Genomic DNA, 25,089 nt, shown 5'->3' with positions numbered 1-25,089 from the left:
GGGTGTCAGCCGCATGGGCCCGAGGCATGCCTCGGGCGGGTTGGGCAGGACGCCCAACCCCGGTCTTGCCGTGTGCGCAGGAATGCGCACGCGAGCAAGCGGCTGCCAAGCTTACAGGGATGTACTTGCAGCGCCCCCGCACTCCGACACCGCCCCGCCATCCTACGGAAAGCCCGCTGTTGCTGTTGCTGTTGCTGTTGCTGTTGAGGTTGCCGGCCAGCGGCCGGCACTACCGCGGGTGCAGGGCGCAGCCCTGCCGACACCCCCTCAACGGCGGCGGCGCTTGCGGTCCACGTACAGGGTCCTGGCGATGCTCAGCACGATGCCGACCGCGATACCCACCACGCAGCCCAGCAGCAGATTGTCGGCCCCCAGGCCCACACCCACGCCGACCACGGTGGCGATCACCATTTCGGCAGTGTGGGAAATCGGTTCGGGCTTCGGGGCGGACATGCGGGCTCCAGCGTCAGATCGGATCTTCGTGATGGGCCAGTGGCCCGGAAACGACGAAGCCGGGTTGCCCCGGCCTCGTCTGGTGTCACCTGCAGCGGGCCGTCAGTGCGATTCGGCCGGGCCTGCGATCGGCGGCAGCGGACGGGCGTCGCCGCCCTTGTCGTTGCCGCCATCCTTGTTCGACTTGCTCCAGCCCGCCGGCGGCGGCGGATCGCGGCCTTCCATGATCGCGTCGATCTGCGGCGCGTCGATGGTCTCGTACTGCAGCAGAAGCTGCGACATCGCATGCAGCTTGTCGATGTTGTCGGTCAGCAGCTGCGTGGTGCGGGCGTAGGCCTTGTCGAGGATGTTGCGTACTTCCTCGTCGATGCGGCGCGCCGTGTCGTTGGACACACTCTTGTGCTGGGTGACCGAGCGGCCCAGGAACACTTCGTCGTCCTCTTCGCCATAGGCGATCGGGCCGAGCTGCTCGGACAGGCCCCACTTGGTGACCATGTTGCGGGCCATCTTGGTGGCACGCTCGATATCGTTGGAGGCACCGGTGGTGACCTTGTCCTCGCCGAAGATCAGCTCTTCAGCGACGCGGCCGCCGTACAGCGAGCACAGCTGCGACTGGATCGCCACGCGGTTCATCGAGTACTTGTCGCCTTCCGGCAGGTACATGGTCACACCCAGCGCGGCCGCGCGGAATGATGGTCACCTTGTAGACCGGGTCGTGCTCGGGCACCAGGCGGCCGACGATGGCGTGGCCGGCCTCGTGGTACGCGGTCAGGGTCTTCTCGTCCTCGCTCATGGCCATCGAGCGGCGCTCGGCACCCATCAGGATCTTGTCGCGGGCACGGTCGAAGTGGTCCATGCGGACTTCCTTCTCGTTGCCACGCGCGGCGAACAGGGCCGCCTCGTTGCAGAGGTTGGCCAGGTCCGCACCGGAGAAGCCCGGGGTACCACGCGCGATCACCATCGGCTCGACGTCGTCAGCCAGCGGCAGCTTGCGCATGTGGACCTTGAGGATGTGCTCGCGGCCCTTCACGTCCGGCAGGCCGACCACGACCTGGCGGTCGAAACGGCCCGGGCGCAGCAGCGCCGGGTCCAGCACGTCCGGACGGTTGGTCGCGGCGATCACGATCACGCCTTCGCCGCCTTCAAAACCGTCCATCTCGACCAGCAGCTGGTTCAGGGTCTGCTCGCGCTCGTCGTGACCGCCGCCCAGGCCGGCGCCACGGTGGCGGCCGACGGCGTCGATTTCGTCGATGAAGATGATGCACGGCGCGTGCTTCTTGGCCTGCTCGAACATGTCACGCACGCGGCTGGCGCCGACGCCGACGAACATTTCCACGAAGTCCGAACCGGAGATCGAGAAGAACGGCACCTTGGCTTCGCCGGCGATGGCCTTGGCCAGAAGCGTCTTGCCGGTACCCGGCGGGCCCACCATCAGCACGCCGCGCGGAATCTTGCCGCCCAGCTTGGTGAACTTGGACGGGTCGCGCAGGAAGTCGACCAGTTCGCCCACTTCTTCCTTGGCCTCGTCGCAGCCGGCGACGTCGGCGAAGGTGACCTTGATCTGGTCTTCGCCCTGCAGCTTGGCGCGCGACTTGCCGAAGGACATCGCGCCCTTGGCACCGCCGCCACCGCCCTGCATCTGGCGCATGATGAACAACCAGAAGCCGATGATCAGGATGACCGGCAGGAAATTCATCAGGATCGCGCCGAGGGAAATGCCGCTGGACGGCTCCTCCTGCACGATCTCCACGTTCTTGGTACGCAGCACGTTGATCAGGTCACGATCGAACGGCGCGGTGATGGTGGAGGACTGACCACCGCGGGTGGTGTAGGTCAGCTGGCTGGTGCCGCCACGCATGTCGCCGCCAAAGGCGACCTTCTGCACGTTGCCGCTGTCCACCTGGTCCAGGAACTGCGAGTACGACGCGCCCTGCGCGCCGGCCCCGGAGGACTTCGGCGAGAAGCTCTGGAAGACCACCATCAGCACGACGGCGACGACCACCCATAGCAGGAGGTTCTTGGTCAAGTCGTTCATCCTCATTGGCTCCGGTGTTCCTCTCAGTGCTGGCGTTGCGTTGGGGTCGAACTTGCGTACGTTGCGAGCTTACTTCATGTGGGCGCGTTTTCCCTGACCCAAGGCATACACCTCGGGAGAGCGCTTGCGCGAGGCTTCCGGCTTGCGGATGGAGACCTTGTCGTACCGGCGGCGCATGTCGCGCACGTAGTCGTCAAAGCCCTCGCCCTGGAACAGCTTGATCAGGAATGCCCCACCGGTCTTCAGGTGGTTGTCGGCAAAATCCAGGGCCAGCTCCGCCAGGTGCATCATCCGCGGCTGGTCGACCGCGCCTACACCACTCTTATTGGGGGCCATGTCCGACAGCACAAGGTCTACCGGCTGATCCCCGAGCATGGCTTCAAACTGCGATAGAACGGCTTCTTCCCTGAAGTCACCATGAAGGAACTCCACGCCGGCCAGCGGCGGCATGTCCAGGATATCCAGTGCCAGCACGCGGCCGGTATCGCCGATCTGTCTCCGAACCTGCTGAGACCAGCCGCCCGGGGCCGCGCCGAGGTCGACCACCACCATGTGCGGCTTCAGCAACCGGTCACGTTCCAGCAGCTCTTCGAGCTTGTAGGCCGCGCGCGAGCGCATGCCTTCGGCCTGGGCCTTCTTCACGAAGGGGTCGGAGAAGTGTTCCTTGAGCCAGCGCTGGCTGCTTTTGCTGCGGGTAGCCATTGAAAATAGGGGCTGATGGGGTCCTCATGATACCCTGATCGCCCCATTCAACCGTGTTTTCCTGCATGTCCATCGCCCTGACCGCTTCCCAGACCCGTTTCCTGCGCGGCCAAGCCCACGACCTGAAGGCCCTGCTGCAGACCGGCGGCAAGGGCGTGACCCCGGCCTTCATCGCTGAGCTGAACGAAGTGCTGGAGCGCCACGAGCTGGTCAAGGTGAAGGTCGCTGCCGAAGACCGCGACGCCCGTGACGTGATGATCGGCGAGATCGTCGAAGCCACCGAGAGCGCGTTGGTACAGCGCATCGGCCACGTCGCCGTGCTGTACCGCCCGAGCAAGGAACAGCGCCAGATCGTGCTGCCGCGCGGCTGATCGCCCTACTGCCATGCAGCTGAACCACGAACCGCCGGATTACGCCTACAGCCTCCGTGCCGCCGATGGCCGCTCGGCCAAGGTGAATGACCAGGCGCTGGGCAGCAGTTTCTTCCTGACCCCGGACCAGCTGGTCTCGCAATGGCCGGTGGTGAGCGCCACTGCGCTGCAGGTGGCTGACCTGGAGCCGATCCTGGCGCTGAATCCGGCGCTGATCGTGCTCGGCACGGGTGACCGCCAGGTATTCCCGCCGGCAGTGGTGATGGCTGCCTGCCTGTCACGCGGCATCGGCCTGGAAGTGATGAACAATCCGGCCGCCGCGCGCACCTTCAACATCCTGGCGGGCGAAGGCCGCAAGGTCGCGGCCGCTTTCATTCTGGAAGGCTGAGGTCGAGGCGTCGGGCGCGCCCCGGCGCTAGCCGCCAGAAGCGGTGCAGCGGAAGGCCGAGAACTGCTTCAGCCGCCCGATCAGGTTGCCGCCCTGGCCCCAGCGGATGTCCATGACCTTCCAGTCCTGGCCCTGCCTTTGCAGCAGGACACGGTCGGTCCAGCGATAGTCGCCTATCGCCATTTCGACGAGCACCCAACTGCCATCGCCGCTCGTCGCGGGCAGCCCCACCTTTACCGTTTCCGGCCGATCCGGCGCCATGAGATACGGGCTCTGGTCCAACATGTGCGGCTTCTCGTCATGCGCGGCCAGCACCGCACAGGCCCGCTCGTAAGCGCGCTGCGCATCGATGGCTGAGCGCAGCGCATCGCCCAGCAACGGCGGAATGGTCGCTTCGTCCGAAGCCGGCGCCTGGACGGCCGCGTAAAGACGGGTGACCACGTCGCGCGGATCGCTGGCTGCGGAGGCCAGCGGCGCGACGATGAGCAACGCGAGAGTGGAAGCAGGACGGAGCATGGGGCACCGGATTGAGTGGGACCGCTCAAGAATGCCGGGTATCCCGTCCGCCGTGAAGGTGATCCTGCGACACACAAGATCGCAAATGACCACTCTGCGGTACCCGGGTCGAGCATGGCTCGACTCTACAGGCCAGGAACGCCGGGCATGGCCCGGCGCTATCGCATCTGACGATCAGCGTGCCGGCAGGTACTGCTGCGGGTCGACCGGCTTGCCGTTGTAGCGAATCTCGAAGTGGACCATGTCGCGGTTCGCACCGGTACGGCCCATTTCGGCGATCTGCTCACCGGCCTTCACGCTCTGGCCTTCATTCACCAGGCGCTTGCGGTTGTGGCCATAGGCCGACAGCCACTGATCGCTGTGCTTGATGATGATCAGCTCGCCGTAGCCGACCAGGCCGGCGCCGGAATACACCACCACGCCATTGGCGGTGGCCTTGACCGCCTGGCCGCTGGTGCCGGCGATGTCGACGCCTTGCTTGGTCGCATCACCAGCCACGTAACGGCCAACGATGGCGCCATCAGCCGGCCAGCGCCAGGCGATGTTGCTCTTCACCGGACCGACCGGCGCCGGGGCCGGCGTGGTGCTGCCGCCACTGCTGCCACCGGAACGCGGCGGGGTGACCACCGTGGTGGGCGCGCGGCCGCCGCTGGCACCGGCCGGATACAGCCGGATCACCTGCCCCGGATAGATCGTCGAGGGGTTGTCCAGGCTGTTCCAGGCAATCAGGTCGGCCGGGGTGATGTCATGGATGCGGGCCAGCGCATAGATGGTGTCGCCCTTGCGCACCACCACGGTCTGCCCCGGCTTGGGTACCGAGGTCTTCGGCGTGGTCACACCGCCACCGGTGCTGCCACCACCAGGACGAACCACGGTGGCGGTGCCGCAGGCGGCCAGGGTGGAAACCAGCAACGCCAGCGCGCCGATGCGCACTCCCTTGCTCAGACGATCAGGACTCATGCGAACTTCGACCTCCATACAAGCCAGGCGATCAGCACCACCACCAGCGCGGTGGCGATCCAGCCCAGCGGTTCAATCCAGCGACGCAGTGCCGCTTCAGCACGCGCACCACCGATACGGATGACCGCAGCCAGCACGAACACGCGCTTGCCACGACCGATCAGCATGCTCAACAGGTACTGCGGCATCGGTACACCGACGATACCCGATGCCCACGTGAAGACCTTCATCGGGATGGGCATGAATCCGCCCAGCACCAGGAAGGTGAACACTGCCCACGGCGACTCGGCCATCTTCGCCTGCACGGTGGTGATGCCCTGCTCGATGGCCGGCAGCATACCCAGCGCCTCGAACAGCGGCTTGATCGCCTCGAAGGCGTAATGACCCAGCGCGTAGCCAACCAGTGCGCCGACCATCGAGCCGGCCAGGCTCAGGGTGGCGAACCACCAACCGCGCTTGGGCTGGGCCACGCACATCGGCGCCAGCATCACCTCCGGCATCACCGGGAAGATGATCGCCTCGAAGAAGCTCAACACCGTCAGGTAGGTCGGCGCGCGTTCGTGCGCCGCCCACTTCATCGCCCGCTCGTACAGCGGCCCGAAAATCTTCATGCAACCCTGCTCCGTGGATTAGTCGAGCATGCCAGACAGCAGCGGCACGAACGTGACCGGCGCCAGCACGTGTTGTTCGATGCTGCCGTCGGCCTTGCGGTCCAGCTGTACCAGCGACTGCGCCCCGGGGCCACCGACCGGCGCCACCAGGCGGCCGCCCTCGGCCAGTTGCTCGATCAGGGCGTCGACCAGTGCCGGCGCCGCCGCAGTGACCACGATGGCATCGAACGGACCGTGCTCGGCCCAGCCGACGCGACCGTCGTCATGCTTGGTGCGGATGTTCATGCCCAGCGCACGGAAGCGCTTGCGGGCCTGCCGCAGCAGATCACCGATGCGCTCCACGGTGTAGACCTCCAGGCCCAGCGCACCGAGGATGGCGGCCTGGTAACCGGAACCGGTGCCGACTTCCAGCACCCGTTTCGGCGCCACCTGGAGAACGGCCTCGGTCATCCGCGCGACCACCCAGGGCTGCGAGATGGTCTGGCCGTGGCCGATCGGCAGCGCGGTGTCTTCATACGCACGCGAGGCCAGTGCCTCGTCGATGAACAGATGGCGCGGCACCACCCGGATCGCGTTCAAGGTGGATTCGTCGGCAATGCCCGCTTCGCGCAGGCGGTCGACCAGACGGTCGCGCACGCGCTGCGAGGTCATGCCGATACCGACGGCTTCCGGCTGCAGGCGCAGGCGCGGACTCATGCCGGCCGGTCCAGCGCGGCGCTGAGGCCGCCCACCCAGCTGGCCACCTTCTCCAGCGCCTGATAGCGGGTCAGGTCGACCTGGATCGGGGTGATCGAGATGTGGCCGGTGCGCACTGCATGGAAATCGGTGCCGGGGCCGGAGTCCTGCTCACGGCCGGCCGGGCCGATCCAGTACACCTCGTTGCCACGCGGATCCTTCTGCGCGATGCAGCCTTCGGCACGGTGACGGTTGCCGAGGCGGGTGACCTCGAAGCCCCTGACCTCGCTCCACGGCAGGTCCGGCACGTTGACGTTGAGGATGGTGTCGGCCGGCAGCGGATCGGCCTTGAGCCGGGCGACGATCTCGACTGCGGCGCGCGGCGGTCTCGAAGTGCTTCGGATCGTGGTTGCGGCTGACCAGCGAAACCGCCACCGCCGGCAGGCCAAGGAAGCGGCCTTCCATCGCCGCCGAAACGGTGCCGGAGTAGATCACGTCATCACCGAGATTGGCGGCATTGTTGATGCCGGACACGACAATGTCAGGCTCGAACTCGAGCAGCCCGGTCAGCGCCAGGTGCACGCAGTCGGTCGGGGTACCGGCCACCGAAACGGTGTAATGGTCGATGCGCTTGAGGCGGATCGGCAGGTCCAGGGTCAGAGAGTTGCTGGCACCGGAGCGGTCACGGTCGGGGGCGACCACCGTCACTTCGTGGCCGGCCTCGCGCAGCACCGAGGCAAGCATCCGGATGCCTGCGGCGTCGACGCCATCGTCGTTACTGACCAGGATTCGCATCTTCGATTTAACCGCTTGATTTTCCAAGAATTCGATTCCGTCACCGTGCAGTGTGGGCGGGACCGTCGTACTCCCCTGCGGAAGCCGTCGACCCTGCAAGGGCATCGTCTATTGTGCCGCATGCGAGCCGCCGGTCCTACCCTGTCGGCGGTCATGACCGACATCGAACCGTCATAGGCAGAGATGCGCCGGCGGTTTACCCTGTGCGCATGTCGCACCCTGAAGACGAAGATCCGGCCGCATTGTTCCGTGCGGCCATCGGCGAAGTGACGCCGCTGCGCAAGGATGCCGAGCCGGCGCCTGCCGCGCCCCGGCCGAAGCCGCGCGCGCATGGCCGAACGTGACGAGGCCGAAGCCGCCGGCGAATTCGCCCGGCTGCTGCGCGACAGCACGCCGCTGGAAGCCGGCGACGTGGCCAGCTATCGCCGCGACAACCTGCCACCACGCTTGTTCCAGCGCCTCAAGCGTGGCCAGTACTCGGTGCAGGACGAGCTGGACCTGCACGGCGCCACTGCGTCGCAGGCGGAGGCGCTGCTGCGCCAGTTCCTGCTGGAAGCGCATGCACACGACTATGGCTGCGTGCGCATCATCCACGGCAAGGGCCTGCAGTCCGATGGCGGTGCACCGGTGCTGAAGAATCTGGTCGATCGCCTGCTGCGGCTGCGCAACGACGTACTGGCGTTCCATTCGGCGCCGACCGGACAAGGCGGCACCGGCGCGGTGCTGGTGCTGCTGGCCCGTAGATGAAAAAGGGGACGGAGGGAATTAAGTCGTTTGTGCCACAAACGACTTAATTCCCTCCGTCCCCTTTTTCTGTCAGGCCTGCGAGGCGTCTTCGACCGAGCCGAGTTCGTGCAGTACGGCGGTGGCGTAGCAGCCTGGCGGCAGCGCGAATGACAGCTCCAGCACGTCGTCGGCCAGCCACTGGTGCTGCAGCAGCGCCGGGCGCAGGCGCAATGCGCGGCGCTCCTGCTTCAGCCGTGCGTCTTCCAGACCGGCCCGCAGTGCCTTTGACTCCTCGTCGTCCAGCGCGGCCAGCTCCAGCTCACGTGCCGCGTCGGCGCTGCGCAGCTCGCCTTCGCCCCACAGCGGTGCGCTGGGATGGATGTCGAAACGCGCCAGTCGCTCGGCCAGCACCTCGGTGTACGGCTCGGGTCCGAACACGCTGCGGCTGCCATCGAGCATCCACACTTCGCCATCGAGCGGCTGATCCCAGTTGCCCTGCTCCACGCGCGCGGCCAGCACGCGGTTGAACAGCGCCGAACGGGCGGCTGACAACAGCAGTGAACGCTGGTCCTTGCGCATGCGGCGGCCACCGAACATCGCCAGTGCCGCCGGCACATTGCCGCCGTCGCGGCCAAAGCGCTGTTCGCCGAACCAGTTCGGCAGGCCGCGCTCGGCAATCTGCTGCAGGCGCTCGCTGATCGCCGTGGCATCACCCTGCACCTCGCGCAGTACCAGCTTGAAGCGGTTGCCGGCCAGTGCACCGCGCTGCAGCTTGCGGTTGTGCCAGGTGGCTTCGAGCACTTCGATCTCGTCACTGGCCAGCTCGGCCAGGTCCGGCGCGATGCGCTTGGGCAGGTGCACGCTGAAACGCTGGGTGGTGACCGCGTGGCGGTCTTTCATCCCGGCATAGCTCACCGCCATTTCCGGCAGGCCCGCCCACTTGGCCAGCAGCTTGGCCACATGCACGGTGTTGGCTCCACGCTTGCGGATATGCAGCAGCAGGTGCTCGCCTTCACCGGTCGCCTCGAAGGCCGGCAGTTCGTCAACCTGGAAATCGTCCGGTGTGGTGCGGATGCGCGCCGTCAGCAACGGTGCACCAAACGCCAACGGCAGCGGGATCATGCCGCCACCAGCAGTACCACCGCCTGTGCGGCGATGCCTTCGCCACGGCCGGTGAAGCCCAGCTTCTCAGACGTTGTGGCCTTGACGCTGACCGCATCCAGCGGCAACTGCAGCAACCCACCGATGCGCTCACGCATCGCCAGCGCATGCGGACCGACCTTCGGCCGCTCGCAGATCACGGTGATGTCGGTGTTGCCGACGCGCCAGCCACGCTCGCGCAGCAGGCTGTCGCAATGGCGAACGAAATCACTGCTGTCGGCGCCCTTCCAGCGGTCGTCACTCGGCGGGAAATGCTGGCCGATATCGCCCAGCGCCAACGCGCCGAGCATCGCATCGCACAGGGCGTGCAGGATCACGTCGCCATCGCTGTGTGCGAGCACGCCGCAGCTGTGTGGCACGTTCACGCCGCCAAGCATGATGTGATCGCCTTCGCCGAAGGCATGGACGTCGTAGCCCTGGCCGATGCGGACGGGCGGGAACGGTGCGGTGCTCATGGATGCAACCCTTGCAGCAGGGCCACGCGGACGGTCAGCCGGCGCGGCGGGAAAGTACGAATTCGAACCGGTCCAGATCGGCCGGGGTGGTGACCTTGAAGTTGTCCTCGCTGCCTTCCACCAGCAGCGGGCGCTGGCCCTGGCGCTCCATGGCCATGGCCTCGTCGGTGACGTCAACACCGGCGGCCGCAGCGTCAGACAGCGCGCGGCTGAGCTGGTGGCGGCGGAACAGCTGCGGCGTCAGTGCGCGCCACAGGCGCTCGCGTGGCTCGGTGCCATCGATGCCGCCGTCGTCGCCACCGCGCTTGAGGGTGTCGCGCACCGGCGCAGCCAGGATCGCCCCGACCGGGTCGGCACGACCGACTTCAAGCAGACGACCGAGATCGGCCAACGACAGGTTCGGCCGTGCAGCATCGTGAACCAGCACGAATTCGTCGGCACGCACGGTGTCCGGCAGCGCCTGCAACCCGGCCAGCACCGAGGCGGCACGGGTCGCGCCGCCGATGCAGGTCAGCACCGGCTTGCCCGACCACTCATTCCAGCCCGGCCAGTCGGCATCGTCCTGGCCGATCACCACCATCGCTCCGGCCACGGCGGGGTGCGCCAGCAGCGCGTCCAGCGTGTGGGCGAGCAGGATCTGCCCGCCCGCCTGCAGGTACTGCTTGGGCAGCGGTGCACCGAAGCGGGTGCCACGGCCGGCCGCAGGAACGACGACCCAGATCGCCGCGCTCATGGCACGTCTGCCGGGTGTTCGCCCGCCTGGGCAGTGACGCCGGCAGCAGGCTGCGCCGGGTGGACCGGCGCATCCTCGACCACACGGTAGAACTTCTCGCCAGGCTTGATCATGCCCAGCTCGCTGCGCGCGTTCCTCGATGGCGGACTGGCCTTCCTTGAGGTCCTTCACTTCGGCAGCGAGCGCGTCGTTGCGCTGCTGCAGACCCTCATTGTCCCGCTCCTGGTTGGCGACCTGGGCTTCGAGCATCATCACTTCACCCGAGTTGCCCGGACCGAACCAGAAGCGGTACTGCAGCCAGCCCAGCAGCAGGGCCAGCACCAGCAGCATCCAGCGCCAGTCGCGCATCGGCTCAGCGCTTCAGCGAAACGAACGCGTCACGACCGGCGTAACGCGCGCCGGCGCCGAGGGCTTCCTCGATGCGCAGCAGCTGGTTGTACTTGGCCACGCGATCGCTGCGGCACAGCGAGCCGGTCTTGATCTGGGTGGCGGTGGTGGCCACCGAGATATCGGCAATGGTGGTGTCTTCGGTTTCGCCCGAACGGTGCGAGACGACGGCGGCATAGCCGGCGCGGTCGGCCATCGCGATCGCTTCCAGGGTTTCGCTGAGCGTGCCGATCTGGTTGACCTTGATCAGGATCGCGTTGGCGGTGCCCGAGTCGATGCCTTCCTGGAAGATCTTCGGGTTGGTCACGAACAGGTCGTCGCCAACCAGCTGCACCTTCTTGCCGATGCGGTCGGTCAGCAGCTTCCAGCCGGCCCAGTCGTTCTCGGCCAGGCCATCTTCAATCGTGATGATCGGGTACTGCGCGGCCCAGTCGGCGAGGAAGTCGACGAACTGCTCGGAGGTCAGGCGCTTGTTCTCGCCGACCAGGTTGTACTTGCCGTTTTCGAAGAATTCGCTGGAGGCGACGTCCAGGCCCAGCAGCACGTCTTCACCGGCGGTGTAGCCAGCCTTGCCGATCGCTTCGAGGATGGTGTCGAGCGCCTCGACGTTGCTGCGGAAGTCCGGTGCGAAGCCGCCTTCGTCGCCGACCGCCGTGCTCAGGCCGTGGCCCTTCAGCACCGACTTCAGCGAATGGAAGATCTCGGTGCCCGCGCGCAGCGCTTCGGAGAACGAGGTGAAGCCGACCGGCAGCACCATGAACTCCTGGAAGTCGACGTTGTTGTCGGCGTGCGCGCCGCCGTTGATGATGTTCATCATCGGCACCGGCAGCGACGGGGTCACGCCGGTCTTGGCAGCCAGGTACTGCCACAGCGCCTGCTTGTTCGATGCAGCGGCGGCGTGCGCGGCGGCCATCGAAACACCCAGCAGCGCGTTGGCGCCCAGGCGGCCCTTGTTCTCGGTGCCGTCAAGGTCGATCAGGCGACGGTCGAGGCCAGCCTGGTCGGTGGCTTCGAAGCCCTTCAGCGCATTGGCGATGGTGGTGTTGACGTTGTCGACAGCCTTGCGCACGCCCTTGCCCAGGTAACGGGTCTTGTCGCCGTCACGCAGCTCGACCGCTTCCTTGGTGCCGGTCGAGGCGCCGGAGGGAACCGCGGCACGACCGAACGAACCGTCCTCCAGGATGACTTCGGCTTCCAGCGTGGGGTTGCCACGGCTGTCGAGGATTTCACGGGCGTGGATGCTGCGGATCGTACTCATGGTCGGGCCGGTTACCTGTATGGAGAGGGGGCGACAAAACGAATGCCGCGTGATTATCCCCGGCTGCCCGCCACTTGCCAAATGGCGTGGGCGGCTTCAGCCCCAACTGGACCCGATCACGATCAGGATCATCGACACCAGCATCACCAGCAATGCACCGGCAATCGCTGCCAGGATGGGGCCACGCCGCCGTCGCCAGGCCAGCACCATCGCCACCGGGCTGCCCAGGAAGGACAGCGCCATCGTGACCAGCGCGCCCAGCAGCCACCACTGCGTGGCCTGCACGCCGTTGTTTCCATCCCCCGGCGGCCGGAAACCGGACGTGAAGGCCAGCACGCCCACCACCAGGGCGATCCAGGTCAACACGGACAGCCCCAGGGCGATCAGGCCCCAGGGCCAGCCACGCGCCGATGTGGTCGTATTCATCAGAGCAATCCGTAGAACAGGGCGCCCAGCCACAGCGAGAGCAGGATGATCGCCAGGCCAGCCGTGACCTTGCCGCGATTCAGCCGCCAGGCCAGCACAGCCGCAGCGACGCAGCCCACGGCACCGAGCAGCTCCGCCACCAGCAGCGCAATGAAGTACGCCCGCAGATCGAGCGCACTGCTGCCATCACCGGGGGGCCGCACCGACGCAGCGCCGATCAGTACCAGCCCGAACATGCCCACGGTGAACAGCACGGCCAGACCCAGTGCGATCACGCCCCAGGGCCACCGTTTCCAGTGCCGGCGGTGACGCTGGGCTTCCAGCGCCCCCCGCGGGTCACGACTCACGCGAAGCGCGAGAAGCCGTGCTTCTTGGTCACCGCATCGAGTTCCATCAGGGTCTCGAGCAGCGCTTCCATCTGGTCCAGCGGCCACGCATTGGGGCCATCGGACAGCGCCTTGGACGGGTCCGGATGGGTCTCGGCGAACAGGCCGGAGATGCCCACCGCCACGGCGGCACGGGCCAGCACCGGCACGTGCTCACGCTGGCCACCGGAACTGGTGCCCTGCCCACCCGGCAGCTGCACCGAATGGGTGGCGTCGAACACCACCGGGCAACCGGTATCGCGCATCACCGCCAGCGAACGCATGTCACTGACCAGGTTGTTGTAGCCGAAGCTGGCACCGCGCTCGCAGACCATGATCTGCTCGTTGCCGGTGGCCTTGGCCTTTTCCACGACCGGCTTCATGTCCCACGGCGCCAGGAACTGGCCCTTCTTGATGTTGACCGGCTTGCCGGCCGAGCACACCTTGCGGATGAAGTCGGTCTGGCGGACCAGGAACGCCGGGGTCTGCAGCACGTCCACCACCGAGGCCACTTCATCCATCGGGGTGTATTCGTGGACGTCGGTCAGCACCGGCACGCCGATCTGCTTCTTGACCTCGGCCAGGACCTTCAGGCCCTCTTCCATGCCCGGGCCGCGGAACGCGGTGCCCGAGGTGCGGTTGGCCTTGTCGAAGCTGGACTTGAAGATGAAGTTGACGCCGAGCTTGTCGGTGACTTCCTTCAGCTTGCCGGCGGTATCGAGCTGCAGCTGCATCGACTCGATCACGCAGGGGCCGGCGATCAGGAACAGGGGCTGGTCCAGCCCGACCTCGAATCCACACAGTTTCATGGCGTTTCCTTGTTGTCCGCGGCACCGGCCGGGCCGGTGCGCTGGGGGTTGAAGCGTGCAAGATGGGGGCCGGCGGCCCCCATCACAAGTCAGGCGCGGGCTTCCTGCAGCAGCTTGCCGCCAGCCTTGCGCTCACGTGCGGCACGGATGAAACCGATGAACAGCGGGTGGCCGTCACGCGGCGTGGACAGGAATTCCGGGTGCGCCTGGCAGGCCAGGAACCACGGGTGCGCATCGCGCGGCAGCTCCACCACTTCCACCAGGGTGTCGTCCATCGACTTGCCGGCGATCACCAGGCCCGCATCTTCCAGCTGGGTGCGGTAGCGGTTGTTGAACTCGTAGCGGTGGCGGTGGCGCTCGGCAACCACGTCCTTGCCGTACAGCTCACGGGCCAGCGTGCCCGGCTTCAGGCGCTGTTCCTGCAGGCCCAGGCGCATGGTGCCACCGAGGTCGCTCTTGTCATCACGCTTTTCGACGTCGCCGGTTGCCGTGCGCCATTCGGTGATCAGGCCGATCACCGGGTTCGGCGACTGGCGGTCGTTCTCGGTGCTGTTGGCACCTTCCAGGCCGACCACGTTGCGGGCGTAATCGACGACGGCCGCCTGCATGCCGTAGCAGATGCCGAAGTACGGCACGTGCTGCTCGCGGGCGAACTTCGAGGTCAGCACCTTGCCTTCGAAACCACGGTCACCGAAGCCGCCCGGCACCAGGATGCCGTCGACATCGGCCAGTGCGGCCATGTCGGTGCCTTCCAGGTCCTGTGCTTCCAGCCACTTCAGGTTGACCTTGGTGCGCTGGCGCAGGCCGCCGTGCTTGAGCGCTTCGCCGACCGACTTGTAGGCATCCTGGTGATCGACGTACTTGCCGACCACGGCGATGGTCACTTCGTCCAGCGGATGCAGGGTCGCATCGACCGCGTCTTCCCACATCGACAGATCGACCGGACCGACCTTGTCGGCCAGCTTCAGCTGGTTGACGACGATCTCGTCCAGGCCCTGCGCATGCAGGCCCGACGGAATGCGGTACAGGACGTCCACGTCCGGCACGCTGATCACCGCGCGCTCGGAAACGTTGGTGAACTGGGCGATCTTGCGGCGCTCCGAATCCGGCACAGCCTGTTCCGAACGGCACAGCAGCACGTCCGGCTGGATGCCGATCGAGCGCAGTTCCTTCACCGAGTGCTGGGTCGGCTTGGTCTTCAGCTCACCGGCGGCGCCGATGTACGGCACCAGGGTGAGGTGCATGAACAGCGCCTTCTCCGGGCCACGCTCGGTGCGCACCTGGCGGATCGCTTCCAGGAACGGCAGCGACTCGATGTCGCCGACAGTACCGCCGATCTCCACCAGTGCCACGTCGTAGCCTTCGGTGGCTTCGTCGATGCAGCGGCGGATCTCGTCGGTGATGTGCGGAATGACCTGCACGGTCGCGCCCAGGTAATCGCCGCGGCGTTCCTTGCGGATCACGTTCTCGTAGATACGACCGGTGGTGACCGAGTTCTTGCGGCTCAGGCGGGTGCGCACGAAGCGCTCGTAGTGGCCCAGGTCGAGGTCGGTCTCGGCGCCGTCGTCGGTGACGTAGACCTCACCGTGCTGGAACGGGCTCATGGTGCCCGGGTCGACGTTGATGTACGGGTCGAGCTTCATCATCGTGACCTTCAGGCCACGGGCTTCGAGAATGGCGGCCAGCGACGCGGCGGCAATGCCTTTGCCGAGCGAGGACACCACGCCGCCGGTTACGAAAATCAAGGGAGTCATGGCTGCAAGCATCCTGTCTGGAAATGGAAAACGGCAGCACCACGCGCGCCCGGAGGGCAGGCATGGTGCTCAGAGGGGGTTTTCCGGTTCGCTGTGGCAGCGAGGGAGGTGCGGATCCGTGCGACGGCAGGCGCCGGACGGGGACCACCGTGCGAGGTCGGGGCGACCGTGCCGGTCAAATCGACCGTCACCTGCGACCCGCCATGCTGGAAGCCACGCTTGGCCGCTCCAGCCCATTCGCAAATGGTGGACACGCACTTACTCCCGGAAAGCCATAGTTTACAGATTGATGGCCGCCAACCCAAGAGGCAGATGGCACGCCACTAAAAAGAAACGCCCCGCAAAGCGGGGCGTTCCGGAGCGCAACCCTTGTCGCAAGGGCGCCTGGCAGGGGGCGGGATCAGCGCTTCTTGCGCGCTTCCTCTTCCTCTTCCTGCTGCGGGGCCGGCTGGCCCTGCGCCTTCATTTCGGCATTGGCCTGGGCCCGACGCTTGGCCTTGGCATCGGCCTCGGCCTGCGCCTTGTCGGCCTGGTCACCCTGCTGCGGGGCCGGCTGGCCGGCGTTCTGCGCCACCACCAGCGGCACTGCAACGGCGGCAGCGGCCAGGATCGCAATGGTCAGCAACTTCTTCATGAGGTCCTCCTCGCGGTATGGCTTGGATGTTTCGACCCAACGGGGGTCGCCGGTGTTCAGATTCCAGCAGCTGCCATTTTACCCCCTCTGCGTCGCCGAGACTGAACCGCAGGCGTGCAAAATCCCGTGCCAGACCCCACACTTGCCCGTCGCTCCAAGCTTTCGAAGACAGATGAACGCCCGTTATAACGCCGCCGATATTGAAGTCCTGTCCGGCCTTGACCCGGTCAAGCGCCGTCCCGGCATGTATACCGACACCGCGCGCCCGAACCACTTGGCGCAGGAAGTGATCGACAACTCGGTGGACGAGGCCCTCGCCGGCCATGCGCGCTCGATCGAGATCACCCTGTACAAGGACGGCAGCGTGGAGGTCAGCGATGACGGCCGCGGCATGCCGGTGGACATCCACCCGGAAGAGAAGATCCCGGGCGTCGAGCTGATCCTCACCCGCCTGCATGCCGGCGGCAAGTTCAGCAACAACAACTACACCTTCTCCGGCGGCCTGCACGGCGTCGGCGTCAGCGTGGTCAATGCGCTGTCGACCCTGGTGGAAGTGCACATCAAGCGCGAAGGCGCCGAACACCGCATCACCTTCCGCAACGGCGACCGCGCCACCCCGCTGGAAGTGGTCGGCAGCGTCGGCAAGAAGAACACCGGCACCCGCGTGCGCTTCTGGCCGGACCCGAAGTACTTCGACACGCCCAAGTTCGCGGTGCGCGCGCTCAAGCACCTGTTGCGCGCCAAGGCCGTGCTGTGCCCCGGCCTGACCGTGAAGCTGACCGACGAAGCCACCGGTGAAGTTGATACCTGGTACTACGAAGACGGCCTGCGCGATTACCTGAAGCTGGAGCTGGGCGATCGCGAGATGCTGCCGGCCGAGCTGTTCGTCGGCAACCTGAAGAAAGACACCGAGATCGTGGACTGGGCCGTGGCCTGGCTGCCGGAAGGCGAGCTGGTGCAGGAAAGCTACGTCAACCTGATCCCCACTGCCCAGCACGGCACCCACGTCAACGGCCTGCGCACCGGCCTGACCGAGGCGCTGCGCGAGTTCTGCGACTTCCGCAACCTGCTGCCGCGTGGCGTCAAGCTGGCCCCGGAAGACGTGTGGGACCGCGTGTCGTTCGTGCTGTCACTGAAGATGACCGACCCGCAGTTCAGCGGCCAGACCAAGGAACGCCTGTCCTCGCGCCAGGCCGCCGGCTTCATCGAAGGCGCCGCCCACGATGCGTTCAGCCTGCTGCTGAACCAGAACGTGGAGCTGGGCGAGAAGATCGCGCAGATCGCCATCGAGCGCGCCAGCGCGCCCTGAAGACCGAAAAGCTGGTCGTCCGCAAGAAAGTCACCCAGGGCCCGGCCCTGCCCGGCAAGCTGGCCGACTGCATCAGCCAGGACCTGTCGCGCACCGAGCTGTTCCTGGTGGAGGGTGACTCGGCAGGCGGCAGCGCCAAGCAGGCGCGTGACAAGGACTTCCAGGCGATCCTGCCGCTGCGCGGCAAGATCCTCAACACCTGGGAAGTGTCCTCCAACAGCGTGCTGGCGTCGGAAGAAGTGCACAACCTGGCCGTGGCCATCGGCTGCGACCCCGGCAAGGACGACATTGCTGGCCTGCGCTACGGCAAGGTCATCATCCTGGCCGACGCGGACTCGGACGGCCTGCACATCGCCACCCTGCTCACCGCGCTGTTCCTCAAGCACTTCCCGGCGCTGGTCGATGCCGGCCACGTGTTCGTGGCGATGCCGCCGCTGTTCCGCATCGATGTGGGCAAGCAGGTGTTCTATGCCCTGGACGAAGAAGAGAAGCGCTCGATGCTGGACAAGATCGAACGCGAGAAGATCAAGGGCGCGATCAACGTCACCCGCTTCAAGGGCCTGGGCGAGATGAATCCGCCACAGCTGCGTGAATCGACCATCCACCCCGACACCCGCCGCCTGGTGCAGCTGACCGTGGACGACGGCGAGCAGACCCGTTCGCTGATGGACATGCTGCTGGCCAAGAAGCGCGCCTCCGACCGCAAGGGCTGGCTGGAGAGCAAGGGCGATCTGGCTTCGCTGGAAGTCTGACCCGACGCGGGGCCGGATCCGTTTCCTGCAGGGAAACGGCTCTGGCCCCATCGCCCGGTAATGCCGGTTCATGTGCCCTTGGCATTACGCCCCCATCGGCAAACCCGGCGGCGCCATAATGCGCGTCCATCTGTGTGGACCATCGTATTGGCCAGCCACTCGCTGCTGTTCCCGGGCCTGCCGCTGCACAGCGCGCCTGGTCCTGAGCCCGATCCGCCGCGACGATGCGGCCGCCCTGTTCGCGATCCAGTCCGATCCGGACGTGATGCGGTTCTGGAACCACCCGGCGTGGACACGACCGGCCGAAGCGCGCGCGCAGATCGACGATGACCTGGCGGCACAGGCCACCGGCACCCAGCTCAAGCTGGCCGTGCGCGAAACGCTGGATGGCCCGTTGCTGGGCATCTGCGTGGTGTTCGCCCTGGATCGCGATGCCGCTCGTGCCGAGATCGGCTACCTTCTGGCCCCCGACAGGCAAGGCCAGGGCTACATGCACGAAGCGCTGCAGCATCTGCTGGACTACCTGTTCCAGACTCTGCGCCTGCATCGCGTGGAAGCCGAAGTCGACCCGCGCAACCGGCCCTCGGCACACGTGCTTGAACGGCTGGGCTTCCACCTGGAGGGCGTGCTGCGGCAGCGCTGGCGCATCCAGGGCGAACTGTCCGATTCGGCGGTATACGGCCTGCTGGCTGACGACGACGTGCGTACACCCCTGCCCGCTTGACCCAATCTGGCCAGTGGCGGCCTCGACGCGCGGCCATGCCTTTGGACACATACGACATGCCCTCCACCGGCCTAGCATCGGAACCCCCTTCCGCTGCCGATCCGGTGCCATGAAGTCCCTGCTGCACACTGCCGCGCTCTGCGTCGGCCTGCTCATCGCCCCAGCCAGCGTGCTGGCCGCGCCCGACGCCGAGGCCAAGCCCGATCCGAAAGACGACAAGACCGAAGCGCCCGCGCTGCCCGCCGATGCGTCGGCCCGCCAGAGCATGCGCCTGGCCGGCCGCACCCTGGACTACACCGCCACCGTCGGCACCCTGCCGGTACGCGATGCCAAGGGCAAGGTGATCGCCGACGTGGTGTTCACCGCCTACACGATGCCGGGCAAGGACCGGCCGGTGACCTTCGCGCTCAATGGCGGCCCGGGTGCATCTTCGGTCTACCTCAACATGGGCGCGATCGGGCCCAAGGTGGTCACCTTTGGTTCGGAGGGTGACAGCGCATCGGCGCCGGCCACCCTGCACGACAACCCCGGCACCTGGCTGGACTTCACCGACCTGGTGTTCATCGACCCGGTCGGCACTGGCTTCAGCCGTGTGCGCATCGGCGATGACGAGGCGAAGAAGCAGCTGTACAACCCCAGCGCCGACATCGAATACCTGTCGCGCTCGATCTACGACTGGCTGCTGCGCAACCAGCGCATGGGTGCACGCAAGTACCTGACCGGCGAGAGCTACGGCGGCTACCGCGGCCCGCGCATCACCCACTTCCTGCAGACCCGCCTGGGCGTGGCGATGAACGGCCTGGTGCTGGTGTCGCCCTACCTGAGCCCGACCCTGGAAGACAACGCCGATGTCTCGCCGATGGCGTGGATGCAGACGCTGCCGTCGATCGCTGCAGCGCACCTGGAGCGCCAGGGCAAACTGACCGATGCGGCGATGCGCGACGTGGTGGAATACACCCGCGGCGACTACGCCACTGCGCTGATGAAGGGCCGCAGCGATCCGCAGGCGACCGAGGCGATGCTGCGCCGAGTGACCGAGCTGACCGGGCTGGACCCGCAGTTCGTGCGCCGCGCCGGTGGCCGACTGGAGACGCAGGCCTATCTGCGTGAGGTGTTCCGCGACAAGGGCACGCTGGGCAGCCGCTACGACTCCAACGTAACCGCATTCGACCCGTTCCCGAATGATCCGGAACAGCGCGCCAACGATCCGCTGCTGGACAGCATCATTGCACCAACCACCACCGCGATGGTCGACTTCGTGACGCGGGTGGTTGGCTGGAAGGTGGATGCACGCTACCAGGCGCTGAACTACGACGTGAACCGGCTGTGGGACCGCAACGGCGAGCTGCGCCAGGGCGCGGTGACCCAGCTGCGGCAGGCGGTGGCGATCGATCCGCATCTGCAGGTGCTGATCGTGCATGGCTGGAATGATCTGTCGTGCCCGTTCATGGGCTCGATCCTGACGGTGGACCAGATGCCGGCGATGGGCAGCAATCCGGACCGGGTGCAGGTGCGCAGTTATCCGGGCGGGCACATGTTCTACAGCCGGGCGGACAGCCAGGCGGCGTTCCGCAGGGATGTGCAGGCGTTGTTCCAGCGTAATTGAGGGGTTCGGCCGGGCCTGCGGCCCGGCACCTGCCGGATCAACGGCAACGGCAACGGCAACGGCAACGGCAAAAGCAGGGTTTCCGTGGGTTGGCGGGGTGGGATAGGCAGGCGGGGGACGGCAAAAACTGCTCCTGCGTGCCTCGTAGAGCGCCATCCATGGCGCTCTGCGCCCCCGCCTGCCCATCCCACCCCGCCTTCGACAGTTTCCGTGCGCTGTTGGTGGATGCCGACCGTTGGTCGGCACGAGGGCGGATCCCTGTTTCTGCTCTGGTAGGTGTCGACCTTGGTCGACACGATGTGTCCGGAAGAATTCTCTGCCCATGAAAAAAGCCCGCCGGAATCCGGCGGGCTTTCTCGATTGTCGGGGTTAGATCCTTTTCCCGCAGGGAAAGGGCTCTGACCCCAAAGCCGCTGGCATCAGGTCCAGCCGAACAGTTGGAACAGCTTCAGGATCAGGTACGCACAACCACCTGCGGCCGGGATGGTCAGGATCCAGGCCCAGACGATGCGTTCGATGACGCCGAACTTCAGCGAGCGCGGGTTCTTGGCGAAGCCGACGCCCATGATCGCGGTGGAGATGCTGTGCGTGGTCGAGACCGGCATGCCGAAGTGGGCGGCCAGGGTCAGGATGGTGGCCGAGCTGGTCTCCGCGGCGAAGCCGTGGATCGGGTGCAGCTTGACCATCTTGTGACCCAGGGTCTTGATGATCTTCCAGCCGCCCGAGGCAGTACCGGCCGCCATCACCACCGCACAGGTCAGCACGATCCACATCGCGATGCCGTCACCGGCGCTGGCGTCCGGGTGCATGAAGGCCAGCCACGACGGCAGGTCATCCAGCGCACCGGTGGCTTCGGCACCGATCAGGGTCATGGCGATGATGCCCATGGTCTTCTGCGCGTCGTTGTGGCCGTGGGCAAAGCCCATGTAGGCCGCCGAGGCGATCTGCGCCTTGCCGAAGAAGGCATTGACGATGCGCGGGCGGGCCAGACGACCGATGGCACCACCGATCCTGGCCAGGCCGGCAATCAGGCCCCACAGCAGCACCATCACCACGATGCCGAGCAGGAAGCCGGCGATCGGCGAGGTGATCATCGGCACGAACACCTTCCACAGCAGGCCCTTGTTCTGCGCCCAGCTGCCCAGGCGCTCGGACCAGATCAGGGCGTCCCAGTTGTTGTGGGCAGCGGCCAGGCCGGCGCCGCAGAGGCCACCGATCAGGGCGTGCGAGGACGAGGAAGGCAGCCCCTTCCACCAGGTGATCAGGTTCCAGATGATGCCGCCCAGCAGGGCGCACAGGATCACCTGCGGGGTGACGTCGACCACGTTGGTGTTGAGCAGGCCCGAAGCGATGGTCAGCGCCACCGCGGTACCGGTCAGTGCACCGATGAGGTTCATGAAGGCGGCCAGCATCACCGCCCAGCCGGGCGAGAGCACCTTGGTCGCCACCACGGTGGCAATGGAGTTGGCGGTGTCGTGGAAGCCGTTGATGAACTCGAAGACGAGCGCGGCCAGGATCACCACCAGGACAAGGGTCAACATGCGGCGGCGTCCGTCAGCTGTTCTTCAACACGATCTGGTACGCCACCACGCCGGCCTCGCGGCAGCGATCGATGGCCTTTTCCAGGATCTCGAAGAATTCCTTCAGCAGGAACATCTGCAGGTTGTCCAGGCGGCCCGAGTAGATGTCGCGGTACAGCTCGAGCATCAGGCGGTCGGCCTCGTTCTCCAGCGAACGCAGCTTCTCGTTGAGAGCGGTCATCCGGTCCAGGTTCATGTGGCGCAGGTCGGCCACCATCTCCACCACCACGCCGGCAGCCTGTTCCAGCATCGCCGCGCGCGGCGCGAAGTCGATGTGCTCCAGGTGGGTCGTGGCCAGCGAATAGCGATCGGCGAACTTCTCGATCTGCTTCGGAATCTTGTACAGCGCCGAGCCCAGCGCTTCGATGTCTTCGCGCTCGATCGGGGTCATGAAGCTGTCCACCAGCGCCTGGCTGATCTTGTCCGAGGCCGCGCGTTCGCGCAGGCGGGCCAGTTTGAAGGCGTCCAGCGCGGGCTGGCGGTCGGCCTCGCGCAGCATGGAATGCAGCGCCTTGGCGGCGTCGGAAGCCGCGACGGCAGCCTCATCGAGCAGGGTGTAGAACTGTTTGCCGGAACCGAAAATGGTCTGCAGAGAGAACATTGAGAAACCTGTCAGCCGTCGCGGGAAGGACGGCACCAGACGGAATTATGACGGCTAGATGACCATCACGGGTATCCCTGCCCCCTTCCGGGGCTCTGGAAGCCCCAACCTGAACAGGCGGTTGCCACCCTGCCACGCCCCTTTGCTAAGATGCCAGCGCGCCTTCGGGCGCACCTTATGGACGACGACCCTTATCCCCCAGCGCCGCGCCGGACCCCGTTCCTGAGCGCCTGCCGCCATCGCAAGCACCCGCCCTCCCTGCCACCAACCGGGGACGACGCCCGTGTTTGAAATGATCCTGATTGTCTTCGCGCTTGTTCTGCTGAACGGCTTCTTCGCCATGTCCGAGATGTCGGTCATGACCTCGCGCAAGAGCCGCCTGAAGCAGATGGCCGCCACCTCCAAGCGTGCCGCCAAGGCGCTGGAGCTGTCGGAGAAGCCGGAGAGCTTCCTGTCCACTGTGCAGATCGGCATCACCGTGATCGGCGTGCTGACCGGCTACCTCGGTGGTGAAGCACTGGGTGAAGCCTTCGCCGGCTGGATCCAGGGCCTGATGCCAGGCTTTGCCTACGCCGGCAACGTCGGTACCACGCTGGCGGTCAGCCTGATCACCTTCATCACGCTGATCTTCGGCGAACTGGTGCCCAAGCGCCTGGCACTGACCCGCTCGGAGGCCATTGCCGGCCTGGTGGCGATGCCGATGAGCTGGCTGGCCAAGCTGGCCCTGCCCTTCGTCTGGCTGCTGTCCAGGACCACCCAGCTGGTGCTGCGCCTGTTCGGCCTGGGCAAGGATGAAGTCGCCTCGGTGACCGAAGAAGAGATCCGCATGCTGGTCGCCGAAAGCCACGAGGCCGGCGTGATCGATGCCCACGAGCGCGACATGATGAACCGCGTCATGCGCCTTGGCGACCGCACCGCCGACAGCCTGATGACCCCGCGCAACCGCATCGCGTGGCTGGATACTCAGGCCGGGCTGGAGCGCAACCTGGAAATCATGGCCGAACACGAGTTCTCCCGGTACCCGGTGTACCGCGACAACGACATGGACGTGGTCGGCGTGCTCGAACTGAAATCGCTGGCCACGCGCATGGCGCGCGGCGACAACGCGCTGTTCCAGACCCTGCGCGAACCCCTGTACGTCTCCGAATCGACCCACGCGATGAAGCTGCTGGAAATCTTCCGCGAGGAACAGCAGTCGATGGCACTGGTGGTGGACGAGTACGGCGAGATCCAGGGCCTGGTGACCATCAGCGACCTGATGGGCGCGGTGGTCGGCCGCCTGCAGGCGGTGGAGAACGCCGACGAGGACGCGCTGGTGGTGACCCGCGAAGACGGCTCGCTGCTGGTGGACGGCTCGCTGCCGATCGAAGACGTGCGCGAACTGATCGGCAGCAACGACCTGCCCGACGCCGAGGACGGCGACTACTACACGCTGGCCGGCATGTGCATCCATTACTTCGGCCGCATTCCGCACGCAGGCGAGTACTTCGACTGGGCGGGCTGGCGCTTCGAAGTGGTTGACCTGGATGGTGCGCGCGTGGACAAGCTGCTGCTGCGCACGTTGTCCGACGAGCACGCCGATGAGCTCACCGCCTGAGGCCGGCCGGGGTCCGGGCGCGGAGCGCCCGGCCTACCGTAACGAGGGCATCCGGACCCTGCTGGAGATGTTCGCCTCCGGCGACCCGGCCGAGCACATGCCGCTCGGCCAGATCCTGTGCAACCTGCAGCAGGGCGCGTTCGGCGTGTTCCTGTTCGTGGCGATCCTGCCCTCGTTCATTCCTATTCCGGGCATGGGTGGGGCGGTCAGCGGCCCGCTGGTGATCCTGATCGGCCTGCAGATGCTGTGCTGCCTTCGCCGGCCCTGGCTGCCTGGCTTCATTGCCCGACGCGGACCGAAGCGCAGCACCATGCACCGTTTCCTGGACCGCATCGATCGCCCGCTGCGGCGCCTGGACAAGATGCTGAAGCCGCGCCTGCCGCAGCTGCTGACACCCCTGCCGGCGCATGCCTTCAGCGGCCTGCTGCTGGTGTTGCTGGGCCTGCTGCTGTCGTTGCCGATTCCGTTCACCAACTTCCTGTTCGGCTTCCAGCTGCTGCTGTTCTCGCTGGCGCTGCTGGAACGCGATGGCGCACTGATGCTGTTCAACTGGATCGCGGCGCTGGCGGCGATCGCGTTCTTCGGTTTCAGTTCGGGGCAGCTGGTGGGCTACACGGTGGAACTGTTCCAGCGCTGGTTCTGAGCCGGAATCCGGTAGAGCCGGCCGCTGGCCGGCTGCCACGTTTCCAGGTTTGCCGGCCAGCGG

22 protein-coding genes and 6 pseudogenes are annotated in these 25,089 nt (G+C 66.4%); 8 read left to right on the top strand and 20 right to left on the bottom strand.

What is annotated here, in order from left to right:
• Window positions 1–267: 267 nt before the first annotated feature.
• The 3 genes and pseudogenes from ACZK2V_RS08065 to rlmE form a co-directional block, all read right to left on the bottom strand.
• Entirely contained in the window at window positions 268–453 is a 186-nt protein-coding gene (locus ACZK2V_RS08065) for a hypothetical protein (protein ID WP_005416039.1), read from the bottom strand.
• A 102-nt stretch (window positions 454–555) separates the two neighbouring features.
• Window positions 556–2,488, bottom strand: a pseudogene (gene ftsH / locus ACZK2V_RS08060) (ATP-dependent zinc metalloprotease FtsH).
• 69 nt (window positions 2,489–2,557) lie between these two features.
• The gene (rlmE, locus tag ACZK2V_RS08055; protein ID WP_005409014.1) at window positions 2,558–3,190 is read right to left on the bottom strand and encodes a 23S rRNA (uridine(2552)-2'-O)-methyltransferase RlmE; all 633 of its coding nucleotides are present in this window, start codon (window positions 3,188–3,190) and stop codon (window positions 2,558–2,560) included.
• Between the two features lie 65 nt (window positions 3,191–3,255).
• Between rlmE and yhbY the strand changes: the two genes are divergently transcribed.
• Both yhbY and ACZK2V_RS08045 read left to right on the top strand, forming a co-directional pair.
• Window positions 3,256–3,561 carry a ribosome assembly RNA-binding protein YhbY gene (gene yhbY / locus ACZK2V_RS08050; protein ID WP_004152868.1) on the top strand — a complete coding sequence of 102 codons (306 nt, stop codon included), beginning with the start codon at window positions 3,256–3,258 and terminating at the stop codon, window positions 3,559–3,561.
• A gap of 13 nt (window positions 3,562–3,574) precedes the next feature.
• Window positions 3,575–3,949 carry an Mth938-like domain-containing protein gene (locus ACZK2V_RS08045; protein ID WP_049421498.1) on the top strand — a complete coding sequence of 125 codons (375 nt, stop codon included), beginning with the start codon at window positions 3,575–3,577 and terminating at the stop codon, window positions 3,947–3,949.
• 27 nt (window positions 3,950–3,976) lie between these two features.
• Here the strand turns inward: ACZK2V_RS08045 and ACZK2V_RS08040 are convergent, their stop codons facing one another.
• The 5 genes and pseudogenes from ACZK2V_RS08040 to surE all read right to left on the bottom strand — a co-directional run bounded on the left by ACZK2V_RS08040 (window position 3,977) and on the right by surE (window position 7,506).
• Entirely contained in the window at window positions 3,977–4,465 is a 489-nt protein-coding gene (locus ACZK2V_RS08040) for a hypothetical protein (protein ID WP_107432325.1), read from the bottom strand.
• Between the two features lie 174 nt (window positions 4,466–4,639).
• Window positions 4,640–5,425, bottom strand: coding sequence for a peptidoglycan DD-metalloendopeptidase family protein (locus ACZK2V_RS08035; RefSeq protein WP_032130122.1), 786 nt, complete (start codon window positions 5,423–5,425; stop codon window positions 4,640–4,642).
• The gene (locus ACZK2V_RS08030; RefSeq protein WP_014036746.1) at window positions 5,422–6,036 is read right to left on the bottom strand and encodes a YqaA family protein; all 615 of its coding nucleotides are present in this window, start codon (window positions 6,034–6,036) and stop codon (window positions 5,422–5,424) included. The genes ACZK2V_RS08035 and ACZK2V_RS08030 overlap by 4 nt, the downstream gene beginning before the upstream one ends.
• A gap of 18 nt (window positions 6,037–6,054) precedes the next feature.
• Window positions 6,055–6,732, bottom strand: coding sequence for a protein-L-isoaspartate(D-aspartate) O-methyltransferase (locus ACZK2V_RS08025; RefSeq protein WP_100471910.1), 678 nt, complete (start codon window positions 6,730–6,732; stop codon window positions 6,055–6,057).
• Window positions 6,729–7,506: pseudogene (gene surE, locus ACZK2V_RS08020) on the bottom strand (5'/3'-nucleotidase SurE). Before surE ends, ACZK2V_RS08025 begins: the two are co-directional and overlap by 4 nt.
• A 209-nt stretch (window positions 7,507–7,715) precedes the next feature.
• Here surE and ACZK2V_RS08015 point away from each other — a divergent pair.
• Window positions 7,716–8,253, top strand: a pseudogene (locus ACZK2V_RS08015) (Smr/MutS family protein).
• Between the two features lie 69 nt (window positions 8,254–8,322).
• Here the strand turns inward: ACZK2V_RS08015 and truD are convergent.
• From truD to ACZK2V_RS07965, 10 genes and pseudogenes are all read right to left on the bottom strand, one after another.
• Complete coding sequence (gene truD / locus ACZK2V_RS08010; RefSeq protein ID WP_486323096.1) at window positions 8,323–9,354, bottom strand: tRNA pseudouridine(13) synthase TruD; 1,032 nt, start codon at window positions 9,352–9,354, stop codon at window positions 8,323–8,325.
• Window positions 9,351–9,848 (bottom strand): 2-C-methyl-D-erythritol 2,4-cyclodiphosphate synthase, encoded by a 498-nt coding sequence (gene ispF, locus ACZK2V_RS08005; protein WP_005409005.1) that lies wholly within the window; start codon window positions 9,846–9,848, stop codon window positions 9,351–9,353. The genes truD and ispF overlap by 4 nt, the downstream gene beginning before the upstream one ends.
• 34 nt (window positions 9,849–9,882) lie before the next feature.
• A complete protein-coding gene (ispD, locus tag ACZK2V_RS08000; protein ID WP_486323095.1) occupies window positions 9,883–10,581 on the bottom strand; it encodes a 2-C-methyl-D-erythritol 4-phosphate cytidylyltransferase in 699 nt (232 codons plus the stop codon).
• Window positions 10,578–10,929, bottom strand: a pseudogene (ftsB, locus tag ACZK2V_RS07995) (cell division protein FtsB). Before ftsB ends, ispD begins: the two are co-directional and overlap by 4 nt.
• A 4-nt stretch (window positions 10,930–10,933) precedes the next feature.
• A complete protein-coding gene (gene eno / locus ACZK2V_RS07990; RefSeq protein ID WP_032130116.1) occupies window positions 10,934–12,226 on the bottom strand; it encodes a phosphopyruvate hydratase in 1,293 nt (430 codons plus the stop codon).
• Between the two features lie 96 nt (window positions 12,227–12,322).
• A complete protein-coding gene (locus ACZK2V_RS07985) occupies window positions 12,323–12,652 on the bottom strand; it encodes a hypothetical protein (protein ID WP_486323094.1) in 330 nt (109 codons plus the stop codon).
• Window positions 12,652–12,999 (bottom strand): hypothetical protein, encoded by a 348-nt coding sequence (locus tag ACZK2V_RS07980; protein WP_486323093.1) that lies wholly within the window; start codon window positions 12,997–12,999, stop codon window positions 12,652–12,654. The genes ACZK2V_RS07985 and ACZK2V_RS07980 overlap by 1 nt, the downstream gene beginning before the upstream one ends.
• Complete coding sequence (gene kdsA / locus ACZK2V_RS07975; RefSeq protein WP_014036736.1) at window positions 12,996–13,826, bottom strand: 3-deoxy-8-phosphooctulonate synthase; 831 nt, start codon at window positions 13,824–13,826, stop codon at window positions 12,996–12,998. The genes ACZK2V_RS07980 and kdsA overlap by 4 nt, the downstream gene beginning before the upstream one ends.
• An 89-nt stretch (window positions 13,827–13,915) precedes the next feature.
• Window positions 13,916–15,580, bottom strand: coding sequence for a CTP synthase (locus ACZK2V_RS07970; protein ID WP_032130113.1), 1,665 nt, complete (start codon window positions 15,578–15,580; stop codon window positions 13,916–13,918).
• A 400-nt stretch (window positions 15,581–15,980) separates the two neighbouring features.
• The gene (locus ACZK2V_RS07965) at window positions 15,981–16,214 is read right to left on the bottom strand and encodes a hypothetical protein (protein WP_005416022.1); all 234 of its coding nucleotides are present in this window, start codon (window positions 16,212–16,214) and stop codon (window positions 15,981–15,983) included.
• 172 nt (window positions 16,215–16,386) lie between these two features.
• Here ACZK2V_RS07965 and parE point away from each other — a divergent pair.
• From parE to ACZK2V_RS07950, 3 genes and pseudogenes are all read left to right on the top strand, one after another.
• Window positions 16,387–18,275, top strand: a pseudogene (gene parE / locus ACZK2V_RS07960) (DNA topoisomerase IV subunit B).
• A 147-nt stretch (window positions 18,276–18,422) separates the two neighbouring features.
• A pseudogene (locus ACZK2V_RS07955) lies at window positions 18,423–18,999 on the top strand (GNAT family N-acetyltransferase).
• 109 nt (window positions 19,000–19,108) lie between these two features.
• Complete coding sequence (locus tag ACZK2V_RS07950; RefSeq protein ID WP_486323092.1) at window positions 19,109–20,605, top strand: S10 family peptidase; 1,497 nt, start codon at window positions 19,109–19,111, stop codon at window positions 20,603–20,605.
• A gap of 419 nt (window positions 20,606–21,024) precedes the next feature.
• On the opposite strand, the gene ACZK2V_RS07945 is transcribed toward ACZK2V_RS07950, so the two are convergent.
• Window positions 21,025–22,146, bottom strand: a complete 1,122-nt coding sequence (locus ACZK2V_RS07945; RefSeq protein WP_486323091.1) for an inorganic phosphate transporter — start codon at window positions 22,144–22,146, stop codon at window positions 21,025–21,027.
• Between the two features lie 13 nt (window positions 22,147–22,159).
• The gene (locus ACZK2V_RS07940; RefSeq protein WP_004152833.1) at window positions 22,160–22,786 is read right to left on the bottom strand and encodes a DUF47 domain-containing protein; all 627 of its coding nucleotides are present in this window, start codon (window positions 22,784–22,786) and stop codon (window positions 22,160–22,162) included.
• 292 nt (window positions 22,787–23,078) lie between these two features.
• On the opposite strand from ACZK2V_RS07940, the gene ACZK2V_RS07935 reads away from it, so the two are divergent.
• Together ACZK2V_RS07935 and ACZK2V_RS07930 are read left to right on the top strand one after the other, a co-directional pair.
• Window positions 23,079–24,383 (top strand): hemolysin family protein, encoded by a 1,305-nt coding sequence (locus ACZK2V_RS07935; protein ID WP_049421505.1) that lies wholly within the window; start codon window positions 23,079–23,081, stop codon window positions 24,381–24,383.
• Window positions 24,367–25,026, top strand: coding sequence for an exopolysaccharide biosynthesis protein (locus ACZK2V_RS07930; RefSeq protein WP_049421506.1), 660 nt, complete (start codon window positions 24,367–24,369; stop codon window positions 25,024–25,026). Before ACZK2V_RS07935 ends, ACZK2V_RS07930 begins: the two co-directional genes overlap by 17 nt.
• Window positions 25,027–25,089: the final 63 nt, after the last annotated feature.

This window comes from Stenotrophomonas sp. 93052_Sma (genome assembly GCF_056481145.1).
This window is presented reverse-complemented; position numbering and strand designations above follow the sequence as displayed.

What these genes read in the sequence shown, in the direction of transcription:
- ACZK2V_RS08065 (WP_005416039.1), bottom strand. Translation starts at nt 453, where the DNA reads ATGTCCGCCCCGAAGCCCGAACCGATTTCCCACACTGCCGAAATGGTG.
- rlmE (WP_005409014.1), bottom strand. Translation starts at nt 3,190, where the DNA reads ATGGCTACCCGCAGCAAAAGCAGCCAGCGCTGGCTCAAGGAACACTTC.
- yhbY (WP_004152868.1), top strand. Translation starts at nt 3,256, where the DNA reads ATGTCCATCGCCCTGACCGCTTCCCAGACCCGTTTCCTGCGCGGCCAA.
- ACZK2V_RS08045 (WP_049421498.1), top strand. Translation starts at nt 3,575, where the DNA reads ATGCAGCTGAACCACGAACCGCCGGATTACGCCTACAGCCTCCGTGCC.
- ACZK2V_RS08040 (WP_107432325.1), bottom strand. Translation starts at nt 4,465, where the DNA reads ATGCTCCGTCCTGCTTCCACTCTCGCGTTGCTCATCGTCGCGCCGCTG.
- ACZK2V_RS08035 (WP_032130122.1), bottom strand. Translation starts at nt 5,425, where the DNA reads ATGAGTCCTGATCGTCTGAGCAAGGGAGTGCGCATCGGCGCGCTGGCG.
- ACZK2V_RS08030 (WP_014036746.1), bottom strand. Translation starts at nt 6,036, where the DNA reads ATGAAGATTTTCGGGCCGCTGTACGAGCGGGCGATGAAGTGGGCGGCG.
- ACZK2V_RS08025 (WP_100471910.1), bottom strand. Translation starts at nt 6,732, where the DNA reads ATGAGTCCGCGCCTGCGCCTGCAGCCGGAAGCCGTCGGTATCGGCATG.
- truD (WP_486323096.1), bottom strand. Translation starts at nt 9,354, where the DNA reads ATGATCCCGCTGCCGTTGGCGTTTGGTGCACCGTTGCTGACGGCGCGC.
- ispF (WP_005409005.1), bottom strand. Translation starts at nt 9,848, where the DNA reads ATGAGCACCGCACCGTTCCCGCCCGTCCGCATCGGCCAGGGCTACGAC.
- ispD (WP_486323095.1), bottom strand. Translation starts at nt 10,581, where the DNA reads ATGAGCGCGGCGATCTGGGTCGTCGTTCCTGCGGCCGGCCGTGGCACC.
- eno (WP_032130116.1), bottom strand. Translation starts at nt 12,226, where the DNA reads ATGAGTACGATCCGCAGCATCCACGCCCGTGAAATCCTCGACAGCCGT.
- ACZK2V_RS07985 (WP_486323094.1), bottom strand. Translation starts at nt 12,652, where the DNA reads ATGAATACGACCACATCGGCGCGTGGCTGGCCCTGGGGCCTGATCGCC.
- kdsA (WP_014036736.1), bottom strand. Translation starts at nt 13,826, where the DNA reads ATGAAACTGTGTGGATTCGAGGTCGGGCTGGACCAGCCCCTGTTCCTG.
- ACZK2V_RS07970 (WP_032130113.1), bottom strand. Translation starts at nt 15,580, where the DNA reads ATGACTCCCTTGATTTTCGTAACCGGCGGCGTGGTGTCCTCGCTCGGC.
- ACZK2V_RS07965 (WP_005416022.1), bottom strand. Translation starts at nt 16,214, where the DNA reads ATGAAGAAGTTGCTGACCATTGCGATCCTGGCCGCTGCCGCCGTTGCA.
- ACZK2V_RS07950 (WP_486323092.1), top strand. Translation starts at nt 19,109, where the DNA reads ATGAAGTCCCTGCTGCACACTGCCGCGCTCTGCGTCGGCCTGCTCATC.
- ACZK2V_RS07945 (WP_486323091.1), bottom strand. Translation starts at nt 22,146, where the DNA reads ATGTTGACCCTTGTCCTGGTGGTGATCCTGGCCGCGCTCGTCTTCGAG.
- ACZK2V_RS07940 (WP_004152833.1), bottom strand. Translation starts at nt 22,786, where the DNA reads ATGTTCTCTCTGCAGACCATTTTCGGTTCCGGCAAACAGTTCTACACC.
- ACZK2V_RS07935 (WP_049421505.1), top strand. Translation starts at nt 23,079, where the DNA reads ATGATCCTGATTGTCTTCGCGCTTGTTCTGCTGAACGGCTTCTTCGCC.
- ACZK2V_RS07930 (WP_049421506.1), top strand. Translation starts at nt 24,367, where the DNA reads ATGAGCTCACCGCCTGAGGCCGGCCGGGGTCCGGGCGCGGAGCGCCCG.